This window comes from Methylomonas sp. LW13, assembly GCF_016865255.1.
Lineage (GTDB): Bacteria > Pseudomonadota > Gammaproteobacteria > Methylococcales > Methylomonadaceae > Methylomonas.
On the sequence record NZ_CP033381.1, the window covers coordinates 2,277,104 to 2,294,316 of the forward strand.

17 protein-coding genes are annotated in these 17,213 nt (G+C 48.1%); 11 read left to right on the plus strand and 6 right to left on the minus strand.

The window, feature by feature from the left end:
• Positions 1 to 155: 155 nt before the first annotated feature.
• The 7 genes from JL719_RS10310 to JL719_RS10340 are packed head-to-tail and all read left to right on the plus strand — an operon-like array spanning position 156 to position 6,817.
• Positions 156 to 1,022, plus strand: a complete 867-nt coding sequence (locus tag JL719_RS10310) for an FkbM family methyltransferase (protein WP_033156510.1) — start codon at positions 156 to 158, stop codon at positions 1,020 to 1,022.
• Positions 1,023 to 1,038: 16 nt separating this feature from the next.
• Entirely contained in the window at positions 1,039 to 2,238 is a 1,200-nt protein-coding gene (locus JL719_RS10315; protein WP_033156509.1) for a glycosyltransferase family 4 protein, read from the plus strand.
• On the plus strand, positions 2,223 to 3,062 hold the full coding sequence (locus tag JL719_RS10320; protein ID WP_051669943.1) for a methyltransferase, TIGR04325 family: 840 nt from the start codon (positions 2,223 to 2,225) through the stop codon (positions 3,060 to 3,062). The genes JL719_RS10315 and JL719_RS10320 overlap by 16 nt, the downstream gene beginning before the upstream one ends.
• The gene (locus tag JL719_RS10325; RefSeq protein ID WP_201799029.1) at positions 3,059 to 3,778 is read left to right on the plus strand and encodes a class I SAM-dependent methyltransferase; all 720 of its coding nucleotides are present in this window, start codon (positions 3,059 to 3,061) and stop codon (positions 3,776 to 3,778) included. Before JL719_RS10320 ends, JL719_RS10325 begins: the two co-directional genes overlap by 4 nt.
• Positions 3,775 to 4,770, plus strand: a complete 996-nt coding sequence (locus tag JL719_RS10330; protein WP_033156508.1) for an NAD-dependent epimerase/dehydratase family protein — start codon at positions 3,775 to 3,777, stop codon at positions 4,768 to 4,770. Before JL719_RS10325 ends, JL719_RS10330 begins: the two co-directional genes overlap by 4 nt.
• Positions 4,767 to 5,870 (plus strand): DegT/DnrJ/EryC1/StrS family aminotransferase, encoded by a 1,104-nt coding sequence (locus JL719_RS10335; RefSeq protein ID WP_033156507.1) that lies wholly within the window; start codon positions 4,767 to 4,769, stop codon positions 5,868 to 5,870. The genes JL719_RS10330 and JL719_RS10335 overlap by 4 nt, the downstream gene beginning before the upstream one ends.
• Entirely contained in the window at positions 5,867 to 6,817 is a 951-nt protein-coding gene (locus JL719_RS10340) for a hypothetical protein (protein WP_051669942.1), read from the plus strand. Before JL719_RS10335 ends, JL719_RS10340 begins: the two co-directional genes overlap by 4 nt.
• A 17-nt stretch (positions 6,818 to 6,834) precedes the next feature.
• Here JL719_RS10340 and JL719_RS10345 read toward each other — a convergent pair whose 3' ends face one another.
• The 6 genes from JL719_RS10345 to JL719_RS10370 all read right to left on the minus strand — a co-directional run bounded on the left by JL719_RS10345 (position 6,835) and on the right by JL719_RS10370 (position 13,163).
• Entirely contained in the window at positions 6,835 to 9,006 is a 2,172-nt protein-coding gene (locus tag JL719_RS10345; RefSeq protein WP_033156506.1) for a YgiQ family radical SAM protein, read from the minus strand.
• On the minus strand, positions 9,003 to 9,806 hold the full coding sequence (locus JL719_RS10350) for a spermine/spermidine synthase domain-containing protein (protein WP_033156505.1): 804 nt from the start codon (positions 9,804 to 9,806) through the stop codon (positions 9,003 to 9,005). Before JL719_RS10350 ends, JL719_RS10345 begins: the two co-directional genes overlap by 4 nt.
• Positions 9,807 to 10,015: 209 nt before the next feature.
• Positions 10,016 to 10,636, minus strand: a complete 621-nt coding sequence (locus JL719_RS10355) for a glutathione S-transferase family protein (RefSeq protein ID WP_033156504.1) — start codon at positions 10,634 to 10,636, stop codon at positions 10,016 to 10,018.
• Between the two features lie 26 nt (positions 10,637 to 10,662).
• Positions 10,663 to 11,124, minus strand: coding sequence for a hypothetical protein (locus tag JL719_RS10360; protein WP_033156503.1), 462 nt, complete (start codon positions 11,122 to 11,124; stop codon positions 10,663 to 10,665).
• Positions 11,125 to 11,139: 15 nt separating this feature from the next.
• Positions 11,140 to 12,228 carry a flavin monoamine oxidase family protein gene (locus tag JL719_RS10365; protein ID WP_225893111.1) on the minus strand — a complete coding sequence of 363 codons (1,089 nt, stop codon included), beginning with the start codon at positions 12,226 to 12,228 and terminating at the stop codon, positions 11,140 to 11,142.
• A complete protein-coding gene (locus tag JL719_RS10370) occupies positions 12,228 to 13,163 on the minus strand; it encodes a hypothetical protein (protein WP_033156724.1) in 936 nt (311 codons plus the stop codon). The genes JL719_RS10365 and JL719_RS10370 overlap by 1 nt, the downstream gene beginning before the upstream one ends.
• A gap of 255 nt (positions 13,164 to 13,418) precedes the next feature.
• On the opposite strand from JL719_RS10370, the gene JL719_RS10375 reads away from it, so the two are divergent.
• The 4 genes from JL719_RS10375 to JL719_RS10390 all read left to right on the plus strand — a co-directional run bounded on the left by JL719_RS10375 (position 13,419) and on the right by JL719_RS10390 (position 17,108).
• Positions 13,419 to 13,817: a hypothetical protein gene (locus tag JL719_RS10375; RefSeq protein WP_033156502.1), complete on the plus strand. Its 399-nt coding sequence runs from the start codon at positions 13,419 to 13,421 to the stop codon at positions 13,815 to 13,817.
• Between the two features lie 308 nt (positions 13,818 to 14,125).
• Positions 14,126 to 14,512: a hypothetical protein gene (locus JL719_RS10380; protein WP_033156500.1), complete on the plus strand. Its 387-nt coding sequence runs from the start codon at positions 14,126 to 14,128 to the stop codon at positions 14,510 to 14,512.
• Between the two features lie 113 nt (positions 14,513 to 14,625).
• Positions 14,626 to 15,276, plus strand: coding sequence for a DUF2760 domain-containing protein (locus tag JL719_RS10385; RefSeq protein WP_033156499.1), 651 nt, complete (start codon positions 14,626 to 14,628; stop codon positions 15,274 to 15,276).
• Complete coding sequence (locus tag JL719_RS10390; RefSeq protein WP_033156498.1) at positions 15,273 to 17,108, plus strand: Hsp70 family protein; 1,836 nt, start codon at positions 15,273 to 15,275, stop codon at positions 17,106 to 17,108. The genes JL719_RS10385 and JL719_RS10390 overlap by 4 nt, the downstream gene beginning before the upstream one ends.
• The last annotated feature ends 105 nt before the right edge of the window (positions 17,109 to 17,213 follow it).

Sequence of the window (17,213 nt, forward strand, 5' to 3'; positions counted from 1 at the left end):
TCGGCGTGTTTGTTTTATATAATGGAAAGTGACTTAAAGAAATTATGGTATGCTTTTCGTTATTATTATCGTGACTAGTCGATAAGCATCTGTTGCTGGGATATTACCATATAGCTTACATTTTACTGAGGCAACTTTTTTAAGAAAAAATAAATATGGTTAAAAGTTTTATAAAAGTAATGCTATCAATTTTTTTTAAGAAATATCGTGAGCCAGAAAAAGAAAGATTTATAAAGTTGTATGATCATGGTTCTGGTAAGTGTATTGAAATGTTTTGGAGAAAAGATAGCTTTATAGAATCTGAATTATATAAGTATGGTCTTTATGGTCGATGGGAAAGGCAGTCTCTTAAGATTTGGGCTGCTTTGTCAAAACGAGCTCATTTAATATTAGATGTCGGAGCGAATACTGGTGTATTTAGTCTAATTTCTCAAAGTAATAACAGTTCGGCGAAAATTATAGCGGTCGAGCCAATACAGATAAATTATGAGTTATTGGAATTAAATATAAAAAAAAATAATTTTCCTGTCAGTGTTGAACGGATAGCGTTGTCAAATTATGATGGAAACGCATCAATGTTCATGCTGAAAGATAGATTAAATTATATGACATCTATTAACGATAATAGATATAAACTACACCCTGAGGTTGCTGGAGATACTAAAATTATTGAGGTTGTCGTTGATGTTAAGCCCTATGAGTATTTACAAAATAAGTATTCGCTAAAAAATGTTGATTTAATTAAGATCGATGTTGAGGGGCATGAATTTTCAGTTCTGGAGTCGATGTATCCTGAATTAAAAGTGAGCTTGCCGTCAATCGTGGTGGAAATAATTAGTGATGATAGTGCAAATAAAATTAATAAGTTGCTTGAAGGTTTAAGTTATAGATATTTTTCTATAGATGAAGTTAAAAATAGTTTAACTTTGGTGTCTGGCCTTTGGAATAACGATCATCAGAACTTTTTAATATGCACTCAGGGTGTTGCGGATTATTTAAATAGTGTGGGACTGATGAGGTAATAGGCATTCTTTAGGTATGAAAATTTTAATAGTATCAGATTGGTATTCTGAGAGCATGGGCTATTCAGAAAATTTCTTGCCTATGGCTTTTGGGAAGCTAAATCAAGAAGTGCATTTGGTTACTTCTAATTTGCAAGTATATGCTACCTCGACTGACTACGATAAGGTATATAAAAATAAGCTCGGAAATTCTCAAACAAAAACAGGTGTATTCAAAAATTTATATTTCACGTTACATAGAAATTATTCTGAGGTTTCTCGCTACGGAATAAATATAATTGGTTTGGAAGAAAAAATAAAGAAGTTAAATCCAGATGTTATATACTGCTTTGAGATAAACCTGTTAACAACTGCGTTATTAGCAAAGTTAAAGCCAAAATACAATTTCTGTTTATTTTGTGAAAGCCGAATGCATTCTTCGGTTTTTTCCCCGCCGACTAATTTGATTAGTAAGGTTAAGTTCTGGATAAGCAATAGGCATTTTTGGCTGGAAGATGTTATCAATAATGTTGATATATTTTACCCTATAGCGCCGGACGTTTATTTTAATATTACAAATTATTTTTGTATACCTAGTGATAAGTGTAAGTTAGCTAGTCTTTCTGTCGAAACTGGTATTTTCAATTCTGAACGAAACGAAGTCTCAGTAACAAGGTTTAGAGAAAAGCTAGGGTTTGGTGATGCCGATATTGTTTGTGTTTATACGGGGCGCTTTACGGCAGATAAAGGACCACTCATACTGGGACAAGCAATAGATTATTTACACGAAATTGGTTACGTATTTATTAAAGGATTATTTATAGGCTGCGGTGATGCTGATTATCAGAGTCAGCTTCAGAATTGCAAAGGATGCACTACACTGCCGTTTGTAGAGCCAAAAGATTTGCCAAATATTTATCATAGCTCAGATATAGGTGTGTGGCCGTTGCAAGAATCTACTAGCCAGTTAGATGCTATGGCGTGTGGCCTGCCTATTATTGTGAACGACACGGTAGAAGATGTCGATAGATTTGAAGGGAATGGTATGAGATTCAAGAAGAACGACTTTAAGGATTTAGCAAAAAAAATATTGATTTTAGTTGAAACGGAACAAAGAGTCAATATGGGTGCTATCGGCGCGAACAGAATAAAACAGAAGTATTCTTGGGAAGTTTTTGCTCAACAAAGATTAGTGGAATTTTTCTATTTTATTAATAAAAAATGTACGTTGTTGTGAAAAATTTTAATTTTTTTTTAAAAAAAATCTTGCCTCTGATTCTAATTCGTAAATTTAACCGATATTTTGGTGGTGGTATAGTTTTTGATGATGCTGGTAGTACCTGGGATGAATCCGCTTTGTTGTGCATTGGTTACTCTGCGGACGATATACTTAAAAGAGTACTGGATGCCACACTAACAGTTAAGTGTGGCGATGCGCTTTTCGAGCGTGATTCCGTGCTCTTTTATAACGTTGATTTCGTTTGGCCAGGTTTGTCGGGATTGATGTGGGCAGCGGCTCTAGCTGGAGGCAGGTTAAATGTGCTGGATTTTGGCGGTGCTTTGGGGAGTGGCTATTTTCAGCACCGGATTATCCTCAGTACATTGTCCAATGTTCGATGGAATGTAGTCGAGCAAGCCCATTATGTAGAAGCCGGAAGAACTCATATTCAGGACGACATGTTGCGATTTTATTATTCGATTGATGAATGTTTAGCTGAGAATAAGCCAAATGTAATTCTTTTATCTAGCGTGTTACAGTATCTGGAATCCCCGTTTGACGTTATCAAAAAATTGCCGTTTATAGGGGCGTCAATTTTAATCATTGATCGTACGCCTTTTTCAAAACTTGCGCAAGATAGACTGTTAATCCAGCGTGTGCCACTTTCTATTTACAAGGCTAGTTACCCGATGTGGGTTTTTTCTGAGTCTGCATTTCTAAATAAAATAAATCAAGATTGGTGCTCGATAGGCAACATAAATTGTCCAGAAGGGACGGTTTATTCCAATAAAGGCTTTGAATTCTCTTTTCAAGGTATGTTATTGCAGCGGCGTGAATCGTGATTCTTTTTAAATCATATTATTTTAAAGAAATGTACACCCCCGGATGGCTAGGTGTTTTTGTAAATCCTTTTTATTTTTCACGTTTGGGTTTATACCGCGCTATGACAGAATTCGCTCCTAAATTGAGAGGAGTTTTACTTGATGTAGGTTGTGGTACTAAGCCCTATAAACAGCTTTTTAATGTTAGTGCCTACATCGGTTTAGAGATTGATAGTGTCTTTTCCAGGCAGAGGGATATTGCGGATTATTTTTATGATGGTAAAAAATTCCCATTTGATGATGCATCGTTCGACTCAGTCCTTTGTAATCAAGTTCTCGAGCACGTATTTAATCCTGATGAGTTTCTAGAGCAACTCAATCGGGTGCTAAAGCCTAATGGTAGCTTATTGCTTACGGTTCCATTTGTTTGGGACGAGCATGAGCAGCCTTACGATTTCGCGCGATATTCCAGTTTTGGATTACGCGCCCTGTTGGAAAAACATGGGTTTAGAATCATCGAGCATAGAAAAACTTGTGCCGATGCGTCTGTTTTGTTTCAACTGACAAACGCTTTCATTTTTAAGATTATCCAATCTTTTCCAAAAATCTGTAAGCTACTTTTAACGGTTTCCGTGATGGCAACAATTAATTTATGCGGTATTTTTTTTAGTCGAGTGTTGCCTGTAAACGCGGATCTATTTCTTGATAATATTGTGTTGGCGGAAAAAATTTCTTGAATACATATGAAGGTAAAAAAATATTAATTACGGGGGGGCTGGGTTTCATTGGCTCCAATCTTGCCCGGGTTTTAGTTGAGCTTGGTGCGAACGTTACGCTTGTAGATAGCCTCATACCACAATATGGCGGCAATCCATTTAACATTGCAGATATCCGTGACCGAGTTTCCGTAAATGTTTGTGACGTACGCGATTCATTTGCGCTTGCCTATTTGCTGCAAAATCAGCATTACCTTTTCAATTTGGCTGGGCAAACAAGTCATCTTGATTCTATGGTCGATCCACGCACAGACCTGGAAATCAATGCCACCGCGCAGCTTTCCATATTAGAGGCTTGCCGCAAAGTTAATCCCGGTGTCAAGATTGTTTTTGCCAGTACTCGACAACTTTATGGAAAGCCGGATTACCTGCCGGTGGATGAGAAACATCCAATTCGTCCAGTGGATGTCAATGGCATTAACAAATTGGCCGGTGAGTGGTATCACCTTCTCTATAACAATGTTTATGATATCCAGGCCTGCGCCTTACGCTTAACCAATACCTACGGTCCCGGCATGCGCGTGAAGGATGCTCGTCAAACATTTCTTGGAATTTGGGTGAGGCTATTGATTGAAGGTAATCCGATAAAGGTTTTTGGAGACGGGCTGCAACTAAGGGATTTTAATTATGTGGATGATTGCGTTAGCGCCCTATTACTGGCTGGTGCAAGCGAGCAAGCCAACGGCAAGGTATACAATTTGGGCAGTAAGGAAGTCATTGGCTTAAAAGATTTGGCGCAGATGATGATTGAACTTGGCCATGGCGGTGTATATGAACTGATACCGTTCCCGCCTGAACGCAAAGCGATTGATATAGGTGACTATTACAGTGATTTTTCGCTAATTTCCGCTGAATTAGGTTGGCAGCCAACAATTGGTTTGCGCGAAGGATTAGCAAATACAATGGCTTACTATTCTGAGCATCATCGCCACTATTGGGACGCTAACGCATGATTTTGATGAATGACTTTAAGGCCGAGACTCCGGAGTTACAAGAGGCCATGCTGGGGGCTGCGAAGCGCGTTATCGAGTCAGGTTGGTTTGTGTTAGGCAAGGAAGTTTCTGCTTTTGAGCAGCAATGGGCTTTAGCCTGCGGCTTAGGTTATGGTGTTGGGGTTGGTAATGGAATGGATGCCATAGAGATTGGCTTACGTGCGCTCGGAGTTGGGCTCGGTGATGAGGTTATCACTACGCCTATGACCGCATTTGCTACAGTATTAGCAATTATCAGAGCGGGAGCCACGCCGGTTTTGGCCGATATAGAACCTCAAAACGCGTTGCTGTCTTTGGAAAGTGCAAGTCGTTGTGTCTCATCCAAGACCAAGGCGGTAGTCTTGGTTCATCTATACGGACAGGTTCGTGCGATGGATTTGTGGACGGAATTTTGTGCAAATTATGGGATTGCGCTTATTGAGGATTGTGCGCAAGCACACTTGGCGTCATTAAATGATAAAGCAGCTGGTAGCTTTGGGATTATTGGGGCATATAGTTTTTATCCGACCAAGAATCTTGGTGCGTTAGGCGATGCCGGCATGATTGTGACAGATGATGAAAAATTGGCTGTAAGAGCAAGCCAATTGCGTAACTACGGACAAAGTGTGCGATATCAGCACCCGGAGTTAGGCTTGAATAGTCGGTTAGATGAAATGCAGGCTGCTATTTTGGCGGCGCGACTAAAGTGGTTGCCTGATTTTACGGAGCGCCGGCGGCAAATTGCGTCGGCTTACTTTGATGGTATCAAGAATCCCTATGTCACTTGCCCCGCACTCCCCGAATCCCGATCCGCGCATGTCTATCATTTATTCGTTGTGACTTGCCCTTGCCGTGACGCACTCCAAACATATTTGCAACAAAATCAGATCCAAACATTTATTCATTACCCCGTTCCCATTCATATGCAAGAACCTTGTCGTAATCTTCGCCATGATCCGTTTGGCTTGGTTAACAGCAAACGTCACGCCGACACTTGTCTTTCTTTGCCTTGTCATCCCCAAATGTCGGATGAGGACATAGCGGCTGTTATAGCCGCTGTAAATTCTTTTCAGGGCAAATGAACGAGCATTACGTAACCTTATTTGACAGCCTCTTTTTGCCGCAGGGGCTTGCTCTGCATTTATCCATGGAGAGACATGCAGGAACTTATACCCTATGGGTCTTGTGTATGGATGATGAGGTATTTGAGACGTTGGGGTGCCTTGATCTTCCAAATGTCCGATTACTGCAATTAAGCAAACTTGAGACGGATGAACTGATTCACGTTAAACAGCAACGCACAGTAGCGGAATATTGCTGGACGCTCACGCCATTTACCCCTCGTTTTGTTTTTGCAGCTGATTCATCTGTTCAGCGTGTGACTTATCTTGATGCGGATTTATGGTTTCGTGTAAATCCAAGGCAGATTTTTCGTGAGTTTGAAGAATCTGGCAAACAAGTGTTGATAACGGATCATGCTTACGCCCCGGAGTATGACCGATCAGCAACCTCCGGTCAGTATTGCGTTCAGTTTATGATTTTCAAAAGAGACGGTGGGGAAGCGGTTCGAAGTTGGTGGGAAGCCCGTTGTTTAGAGTGGTGTTATGCACGCGCGGAAGACGGTAAGTTCGGGGACCAAAAATATCTGGATGATTGGACAGAGCGATTTTCTGAAGAAGTCCATGTCTTGATCGACAAGGAGCTTTTGCTGGCCCCCTGGAACGCAACCCGTTTTCCTCATGGCCGAGCGGTCTGCTGGCACTTTCACGAATTACGTATTTTAAAAGGCTTATCCGCGACCGGGTATGCTGTTGATTGCGGTTCTTACCCATTACCATGGGTAACGAGGCGCCATATTTATCGCGAATACTTCATCGATCTGCGCAGGGCAATTAACACCATCACAACTTTTGGGTGGGAAGTGAAGGCACAGCGCAGGTGTACTCTAAACGACAAGTTTTTTGGGCTGCTTCTTGGTTTTTGGAGGCAAGTTTGGCGAATAACCATACATTGGCAGCAGCCTTTATAAGCTAAAAATGCAGTTTTTTATCTTTGTTTACGCTTCCTGTCTGTACCAGGAAATACGGTATGTTTGGTTCTAAAAACCTGAGTTTTTTTGGCATTTGTCATTGCTACACCATCACTTTTCGGCTGAAAACTCGGCACCAAATGCTGCTTACCATTCCCAATTAAATCGGCGCGGCCCATATCTTTTAATGCTTCTCGCAACAAAGGCCAGTTTTTAGGGTCGTGGTAGCGTAAAAATGCCTTGTGCAAGCGCCGTTGCTTGATGTTTTTCGGAATTGCTATGTCCGGGCTGTTTCGGGCGACTTTGTGCAAGGTGTCTTTCCCCGAATGATACATAGCCGTAGCAATCGACATCGGCGACGGTAAAAAGGCCTGGACTTGGTCGGCTCGGAAGCCGTTGCGTTTCAGCCATAGGGCCAGATTCAGCATGTCTTTATCTTCTGTACCCGGATGGGCGGCAATGAAGTAGGGGATTAGATACTGTTCCTTGCCGGCTTCCTTGGAGTACTTATCAAACATCGCTTTGAAGCGGTCGTAAGTGCCCATGCCGGGTTTCATCATCTTCGACAGCGGGCCTTGCTCGGTGTGCTCCGGGGCAATTTTCAGGTAACCGCCGACGTGGTGGGTCACCAACTCTTTCACGTAAGCCGGTGTCTCAACCGCGATGTCGTAACGCAATCCCGATGCGATGAAGATTTTTTTGATGCCCGGCAAGGCGCGAGCGCGCTGGTAGAGTTTGATCAGCGGTGTTTGATCGGTATTCAGGTTCTGGCAAATCCCCGGATAGACGCAGGAGGGTTTGCGGCACGATTCTTCAATCTTCGGGTCTTTGCACGCCAGCCGCCACATGTTGGCAGTGGGGCCACCCAAGTCCGAGATATGGCCGGTAAAATTCGGCGAGGTATCGCGGATGGCTTCAATCTCACGAATGATGGAATCTTCCGAACGGTTTTGAATGATACGCCCTTCGTGTTCGGTAATCGAACAAAAACTACAGCCGCCAAAGCAGCCGCGCATGATCAACACAGAATGCTGAATCATCTCAAACGCCGGTATGTTGGCTTTGCCATAAGCGGTATGCGGCAAGCGCGAGTAGGGTAGGTCGAATACGCCGTCCATTTCCGGCGTGGTTAGCGGCAGTGGCGGCGGATTGATCCACACTTCGCGGTTGCCGTGGCGTTGAATTAACGCGCGGGCGTTGCCGGGGTTGGTTTCGCCGTGCATCACCCGGGAAGCGTGCGCGTATAAAATTGGATCGTCTTTTACGGCTTCGTAGTCCGGCAAGCGAATCACGGTTTGCGTGCGCTGCTTGTTGGCGATAGGTTTGAATTGAATCACCTGCTCGTTTTCAGCCAGTGCCGGTTTATCCGCGGCGGCAAGGGTTTCCGACCCGTCGCCGCACTCCGACCGTCCCTGATCGTCGCACGCCGGTTGTTCTTGATAGGGATTCACGTGAGAAATCACCGCCCCCGGTTTATCGATGTCGGTCGAGTCTTTCTCCATCCAGCCCTGCGGAACCTGTTTCACAAAATGCACAGTGCCGCGTATGCCTTTCAAATCGGCGATGGTTTCGCCTTTTGCCAAGCGTTGGGCGATTTCCACCACTTGCCGCTCGGCGTTGCCGTACACCAGTAAATCGGCCTTTGAATCCAACAAAATGGATTTCCGCACTTTATCGGACCAATAATCGTAGTGAGCAATGCGGCGTAGGCTGGCCTCAATGCCGCCGATGACGATAGGTACGTTTTTAAAGGCTTCGCGGCAACGATGGGCGTAAACATTCACTGCTCGGTCCGGGCGTTTGCCGGCCGCCCCATCGGCGGTATAAGCGTCGTTGGAGCGGATTTTCTTATCCGAAGTATAGCGATTGACCATCGAATCCATGTTGCCGCCGGTCACCCCAAAAAACAGTTTGGGTTGGCCCAGTCGTCTAAAGTCCTCGGCGCTGTGCCAGTCCGGTTGCGAGATGATGCCGACCCGGAAGCCCTGCGCTTCCAACACTCGGCCAATTACGGCCATACCAAAACTGGGATGATCGACATAGGCATCGCCGGTCACCAAGATGACGTCGCAGGCGTCCCAGCCCAGCGCTTCCATTTCTGCGCGGCTCATCGGTAATTCCGGCGCCGGACCGAAGCGGTGCGCCCAGTATTTTTTGTAGCCGAAGATGTTGGGAGCGTTGTGTATCACGATTTTATAATCCGGTTGAAGACGTTGGGGTTGTGGCGTTTTAAATCCAGCAAATAGATGGGGAATTCCAGTTGATACATCTGTTCCAGCCGTTTGGCCTTGTCGATCAATTGTTTGATGCCTGGCTTTGCCATGGCTTCACCGAAGGCAAAGCCGATGACATTGCCGCGATTGCGTACCGGCAAAAACAGCATGCGCCTGTCGAACACGCGGCCCAGGTTCCAGGCCACTTGCTGGAACATGTCCTTATCAGTGCCCCATAAATTGATCACCAGCAGACCGTTTTTGGTCAGCAAGGTTCGGCAATTGTCGAAGAAAGTTTCGCTGCTTACTTCCGGGGCCATGCCGTCGTGGTCGTAAGCGTCTATGACGATCAAGTCGTGCTGTTCGCTCTGCACCTGGCTGGCTTGATGTACATGTTGCGCGCCGCAGCCAATCTTGATTTTCAGGCGCGGATCGAATGGCAGGCCAAAATGGCTGCGTGCGACTTTTAACACACTGCTACGAAATTCCACGACCTTGAGCCGGCAATCGGCAAACTGGCGCAGCATGAATTTGGCGATAGTGCCGCCGCCCAAACCTATCATCAGGATTTCGTTGGGAGTGTCGTGGAACAGCAGGCCGGCCATCATTGCTCTGGCATACAACGAATGTAGCCGGTCGGGTTCCATCAGCAGCATGCTGCTTTGCCGGGCATGCGAGCCAAAGTGCAAGGCCCTCACCCCTTCCTTATCAACGATTTCTATGATGCCTTCGTCGTCGTGGCTTTGGTGTACCACCAGGCCTTCATATTTGTACATGCGCTGTAGCGAATGGTAAAGAGGACGCTATTTTCCTTGAAAATCCAGCGCTTGTCTTGTGAATAGTGTGTGGATGACGATTTAGTCACCTTGTAAATGTGAAGGGATATTGGCTTAACTCGGGTGATTGATGGATATGAGTGTGAATGGCTTCACATCGCGAATCTCCGGACAGGAGAAGGCAACAACAGATAGTGCGGCGATAAAAGTCACTCCACGCGATAACCTTCCTCCCTCAGTACCCGTTTAACAACCGGCCGCGACAGCATCAAACGATAGTGTTTCAAGCAGTTTTCCGGGAGCGTAATGCCGATCTTATCCGCCCAAAATTCCACGTAAAACAAAGCGGCATCGGCGATGCTGAATGCGCTCAATGCATAGCCTTCGGCTGGTAGCAACTCGTTCAAGATTGCAAAAGCTTTATTGACTATATCCAAGCCTTGGGCCTTAACTGCGTCGTGATCGGCGGGATTGGGCGCGAATTTCTCCGTGGTAAAAATGCGGGCAAAGCCTTGACCATGCAGCGTGCCGACCGCATAGTCCATCAACTCGATAGCTTTCGCATCGCCATCTGCGTCTCCTGGCAATAGTTTTGCTTTGGGGTAGCTGCGCGCCAGCCAGTAGGCGATAGCTTGGAATTCGGTCAGGGCAGTACCGTCGTTACGGACCAGGGTAGGGATGCTGGCTTTGGGGTTGATTGCCAGATAATCGGCTTGATGTTGATCGCCGGCCATTAAATTGACCAGATGCGCTTCAAAAATCAGATCCAGCTCTTCCAGTAAAATATGGATACCGGTCGTGCAGGAGCCGGGTGTCATGTAGAGTTTCATAAATTATCCTATCGGAAAAGTTTTGTTTAGCGGCATTCCAGAAAGTAAGCATTAATGTCCAGCGCAAAATTCCGCCACAGTAAGGCGATATCGCTACGCACCGCGCTCAGGTAAACCTGATCGGGTTTATGCTCGTCTGGGAAATTGGATAAGGCGCAGGAAGTGCGATGTTTATCCACTACCATCAACAAAAACTCGTCGATAAAGCCATCAAATACCGCCAATACTGATTTGGTAAGATCCGCCAAGCCCTGATTGACGGTGCTGCCGGTGTGATCAAACGGCAAGGTCTTTAATTGAGCCAGGGCGTCTTGATAGGTTTTTTCCAAGACGATCAAGATATTGCGCTGAAAACAACCATCCCATTGTTGGTGTGATAGGTCATGGGCCAGTAATTGATCGTACTGCTTCTTCATATTGGCTTTCTGCTCGATTATGAATCGACTAAATTCGCCGATGCTGTTCGCGTTAAGCGTTGGATTGTTCATGTCAAAGTCCTTTAGTTAGAGTGTTAATGCGCTAAAAACCCGGTCGCTGGCTGCCAATGCGCCTTCCAAATAGCCGCCGGACCTACTGGCTGTTTCGGTTCCGCAGAAATACAGTTTGTCTTGCCAATGGTCCAATTGCAGCGCGCGATGGCCGTAGGCGGGATGTTCGAACACCGGTATGCGATCTACAGAAGTCGCGGTAAATGGTTCCCGGCTCCAATCCTGAATCATCACACTTAGTGGATTGGCGGCGGCAGGACCGAATAAGCCGACCATTTGCCGCACGATCAGGGCCGGCAGACTGTCTTGATACTGTTCGCGAATCTGGGCTGGCAAACCAAAGAAACCAAACAGGGCAGATGTTCCAGCATCGTCGGAGCAGGCGTCATAGACTTCGGCCAAAACCGCGCCGGGGTAGGATGAAATGGCGTTGCCGGAATAGCCTTGTTGGCGCCAGAAAGCTTGTTCGTAAACCAGAACCACCTTGGCGTGCCCGGCCATCCAGGTGGGCGTGTCTTGCATCAGTGATAGCAAACCGGGTGCTAGAGCCGGTTGAAAGGTAATGCTGTTAGCCAGTAATCGCGGCGGAGCAGCCAGCACAACTTGGCGAGCCTGTATGGTACTGACGATGCCATCGCATGCGAATGTTAAATCGACATAACTACCGTGATCGCTAAGTGATAGCAAATTGTATCCAAGGCGCAACACCCGTCCCGGTATCCGTTGCAATAAACGGTCAATTAATTGCTGGCAACCGCCGGCAATCCGTCTGGCTTCAGCGTGAGTCTGAGTATCGATGTAAGTCACCGGCCGGGAGTCTGCTTGCACGTGATATAAGCTTTGGCCGCAGTCCCATTGCGGAAATAGCGTCAATCCCAAGCGCTTTACTAATGCCGAAATACGCGGTTGCTCCGTAGGCCACAGCCAAGTGGGGCCCAAGTCTGCGGTAAAACCCAGGGTAGGGTCAGCTGCGGATAGAATCCTGCCGCCACAGCGTTCGCGGGCTTCAAATACGCCAATGTTAGGTTTGTATGTCAGCAGTTTTTCTGCCAAGGACAAACCGGACAGTCCGGCGCCAACAATCGCCACGTCCAGCATGGTCATCACGCCATCTGCATCGTTTGGCGTAGCAAGGAGTTACTCTGCCATAGGGGTAATTTCGGCGCTTCGGTCGACGCGCTGGGCATGATCAATTTCTTGCGAAAAATATCCCAAACGCCGTCATAGCGTTGTTGTACCCGGATGCTCCATCCCCAAACGATAGGTAAATGTACGGGCACCCAAATATAAAGATCCGGCCTATCCGGTCCGGCGTTTTGCATGAAGTACACGGTATATTTTTCCAAAACGCTCATCGACGCAACGGTATTGCCGGCGATTTCGGACGGAATGGCTTGCGTCACGGCCTGACTGAACAGCAGTTTTTGCTGCTGGCCTTGCTGTTGAAACCCGCCAAGCGGTATGACCGGCAAAGGCCTGTCTTTCTCAGATAGATACAAAACCGGGTCGCCTTCTTCACTTTCGGTATCCAATAAAGTCATCGTTTTGCCGTCGGCGAAGTGTGCTGTTCGAGTAGACTCCAGCAACTGCAAGACGCCCAATTGGCTGCAAAAACCGGCGGTGTCCCATGCCAGTTCAAAATGAGGTGAGATACTTAGGGATGGCATACCGTCCGCCAAGCTTACGGTGGGCGCGGCCATGCCGGCGTCAAGCAAGGTCAAACGATTCTGCTTGGGTTGCTGCGGGTGGGCTGTGGTAAGGGCTAAGCAGTTTTTGAGCAGTGGGCTTAGTAAATCGCTGTTCCACACGAATGCGTGTATGGGTGTATGTTTCGTATCCACGGGCACTACCGCAGCCCGTTCGATGCTTAACGAGTAATCGCCGAGTAAGCCGTTTTGCAGATCATGCTCTACATCACCGAGTGGGTTATCCGCTAATTTTTGGGTGTCGATGCTGTAGCGATGGCCTGCTTGCAGCACTGGATGCTTGGGTTTGGGCGGTGCAAGCATCGGGCGGGGCAGAGGGAAAATGTGTTCCATCGTTGGGCTGCTAATGACGAAAGCCATCAAGCAATCAAGAATGATGCCAATTGAGCAAATCGCCGCATGCGTGTGTAGGTTGTAGATTGATAGGGATTATCGCTCTAAGGCAGCTTAGCAAACGATGTCGTGGATGCGACAAAATCGGACGATCCTGTCTGACAACACCATTAAGTCGGCGTTATCGTCCGCGCTTGCTATCCACGTAGAACACTTCTACAGTTCCCAGGTATGTTCATTATTTTGAGGAAAGTCATGCGAAATTTATTGATAACCCTGCTGTTACTACTCCCCATCACCGCTGCCGCTGAAAACGATGCGTTTAAAAATATGGATAAAGCGCAAATGCAGCAAGTGATGCAGAAAATGAAAGCCATGCAAGACTGCGTGAAGCACATTGATAAGACCGACATGCAGGCCTTTCAAGCGCAGGCCAAGCAAATGAGTGCCGAGGTGGAGCGCTTATGCACGGCGGGAAAACGCGATGAAGCGATGGCCAGAGCGATGGAGTTTGGTAAGGACGTATCGGCCAATAAAGCTATGCAGCAAATGAAACAATGCGGCGACGGAATAACCGAAGCCCTGCCTTTATTGCCTGATGCCACTCAAGGCCAAAATCAGGCCGGTTCGTCTCGGCACGTTTGCGATCACTAAGCTTTAGAGCACCAATTTGGGTGGATTTTTCGATACGGTCATTTCCAAGAGACCCGCGCCAGCCCTTATATGAGCAGCGCGTTCCTGCCGCCTTGGCGTGGCTTTTAGCTCACTGCCTGGTATCTTAGTGCTCTGGCGTTGAAAGGCGAGTTTGTCCTGAGCCTGTGTGAGTTTACAGCTGGCCGCAGTGAGCTGGCTGATCAGGCTAGGCCTGTTCTGACCGCCTGCCGCTGCCGACTGATTGTTCATTTCAGCTAGCATCGCGTAAAATCGCCAGCCATTATCACGCCCCCATTGGAGAGCAAAGCATGACATACCGTTTAGTAGTTGCATTGATGATGGTCGCAGGTTTGGCCTGTGCCGAGGAAGCCAAGGAAGAATGGAACGAAACCACTCTGAAAGATGAAACCATCCAGAAGATTCAGCAAGCTCAGTACACCTATAAAAAATGTGTAGTGGATACTATGCAAAAACCCGAGTTTGCCAAGATGGAAAGCCGCAACGCCACCGATGTGATTATTAAGTCTTGTGAGCCGACCTTGGCCGAAATGCGCAAAGTTTATACCGACGCCGAAGTGCCGGGCGTGGTGGCTGACCGGCATTTGAAGAAAATGCGTATCCAGGTAACGCGCAATTTGCTGCAGCAATTAATGTACGCGGAAGCCGCGAAGAAAGCCGGCATGCCTGGTAACTGACTCCCACTGTCCGCAATGGCATTGGCGTAAAAATTTAGCGTTATCTGTTGCGGCATGCTTGAAGATTAGACGCTATAGCCCTTGTTTCAATTAACAACCATCACTCGTTTTTCATGAATACCTACACCATCGATTTATCCTTGCGCCCGACCACCTTCGATTTGTGGCACGTGTGTTTGGCCGGTACCGCCGCACTGTTGGCTTTGATTCTGATTGTGGTTTTAGTCTCGGTATTGCTGGGCATGCGCCGCTGCAAATCCGCAGCTCCGGCAGTAGTCGCTCCCACTCCTGCGCCGCAACCGGAAGTCAAAATCGTCGAGAAGATCGTCGAAGTGGAAAAAATCGTCCAGGCCCCGGCGCCTGAGCCCGTGGTATTAAAGGAAGCGACTCCGGATGCCGCCTTGCAGTTATTAAGTTTGCTGCAAAAAGAAGCTCGGTTTATCGACTTCATCAAGGAAGATGTCAGCGCCTTTTCTGATGCCGAAATCGGTGCGGCGGCGCGCGTGGTGCATCAAGGTTGCAGCAAAGCGGTCAGCGAGCATTTCACCCTGGCCCCTGTCAGCAAAGATCCCGAAGGCAACCGGGTGACTCTAAACAAAGGCTTCGATGCCGCGTCATTTCGTTTGACCGGCAATATCGTCGGCGAGGCGCCGTTTACCGGCACTTTGGTGCATAAAGGTTGGCAAGTCACCGATCTGCGTTTGCCGAAATTGACCGAAGGCCATAACGCCAAAATCGTCGCGCCGGCCGAGGTGGAATTATGACCGCGCGTTATTCGGTCGGTATCGATTTGGGTACCACGCATTGCGTATTGTCTTATGTCGATCTGGAAGCCGGCGAGGATCAAGTGGTCCTGGATGTGTTGGCGATTCCGCAGTTGACCGGCCCCGGCACGATAGAAGACAAGGCGCAATTGCCGTCCTTCACCTATTTGGCTCATCCGGCCGAGATTGCCGAAGGCGCCACTGCGTTGCCGTGGACAGCTAAACCGGAATATCTGGTCGGCGAAATCGCCCGTAATCTGGGCAGCAAAACCCCCATCAGATTAGTGTCCAGCGCCAAGAGCTGGTTGTGCCATGCCGGTGTCGATTGCAAACAAGCGATTTTGCCGGTCGAGGCGCCGGAGGATGTGGAGCGGATTTCCCCGTTTGCCGCCAGCAAGGCCTATCTGCAACATTTGCGCGATGCCTGGAATCATCGATTCCCGGAGCACAATTTACAAGATCAAGATGTCACTATCACCGTGCCGGCCTCGTTTGACCCGGCCGCGCGTGAATTGACGGTCGAAGCGGCCCGCGCGGTGGGACTAGGGCAGGCCGTGTTGTTGGAAGAGCCGCAAGCTGCTTTGTACAGCTGGATCGAAAACAGCGAAGGCGATTGGCGCAATCATGTGCAAATCGGCGACGTGATTTTGGTCGCCGACATCGGCGGCGGCACTACCGACTTATCCTTGATTGCGGTCACCGAACAGGATGGCAACCTGCAATTGACCCGGGTGGCGGTGGGTGACCATATCTTGCTGGGCGGCGATAACATGGACTTGGCCTTGGCCTATACCGTTAAAGCCAAACTGGAACAAGACGGTGGCAAGCGCCTGGAATCCTGGCAACTACAAGCTTTGACCCACGCCTGTCGGGAAGCCAAAGAAAAACTATTCAACCAGCCCGAATTGGGCAGCATGCCTTTGGTCGTGGCGAGCCGAGGCTCATCCCTGATCGGCGGCACCTTGCGCACCGAACTGACTCGCGACGAACTGAACCGCGTCTTGGTCGAAGGCTTTTTACCGTGGGTACCGATCGAAGAAAGACCGGTGGTCAGACCGCGCAGTGGTTTGCGTACCGCGGGTTTGCCTTATGCGCAGGATGCCGGCATTACTCGCCATCTGGCTGCATTTTTGTCGCGGCAAAAAGAAGCGACCGGCGAGCTAGCCGATCATGTCTTGCCCGAACACGCCAGTTTCTTGCATCCGACCGCGGTATTGTTCAACGGCGGGGTGTTAAAAGCCGGCGTGATGGCCGAGCGCTTGATGCAAATATTAAATAGCTGGCTGCAAACCGAACAAGCGGCGCCGGCCAGACTGTTGCAAGGCGCCGACTTGGATTTGGCGGTCGCGCGTGGCGCTGCCTATTACGGATTTGTCCGCAAAGGCAAGGGCGTCAGAATTAAAGGCGGCACGGCGGCGGCTTATTACGTCGGTATTGAGAGCGCCATGCCGGCGGTTCCCGGATTGCCGGCGGAGATCGAAGCCTTGTGCATCGCGCCGTTTGGAATGGAAGAGGGCAGCGAACAGGAATTGCCTAATGACGAATTCGGTTTGATCATCGGCGAACCGGTACGCTTCCGCTTTTTTGGCTCAAAAACCCGCCGCGACGATGCGGTAGGGGTAAGGCTGGAATATTGGCAGGACGACGAATTGGAAGAACTGGACGAAATCGAAATCACCTTACCGGAAGAAGGCCGCCATGCCGGCGACATCGTCCCCGTGCATTTGTCTGTGGCAGTAACCGAAGTAGGGACTTTAGAGTTAAAAGCGGTTTCCAAACGCGATCAACAGCGCTGGAAAATTGAGTTTGATGTCAGGGCTGGCGACGCTTGATATTAACAATAGCTAGCGGCTAAACCAGAGCCGAATTTCCAAGGGCTTAACTGAAACCCGCTTTTTTCCCGGAAAGAAGCGGGTTTTTTATGATGGCTGGCTTGT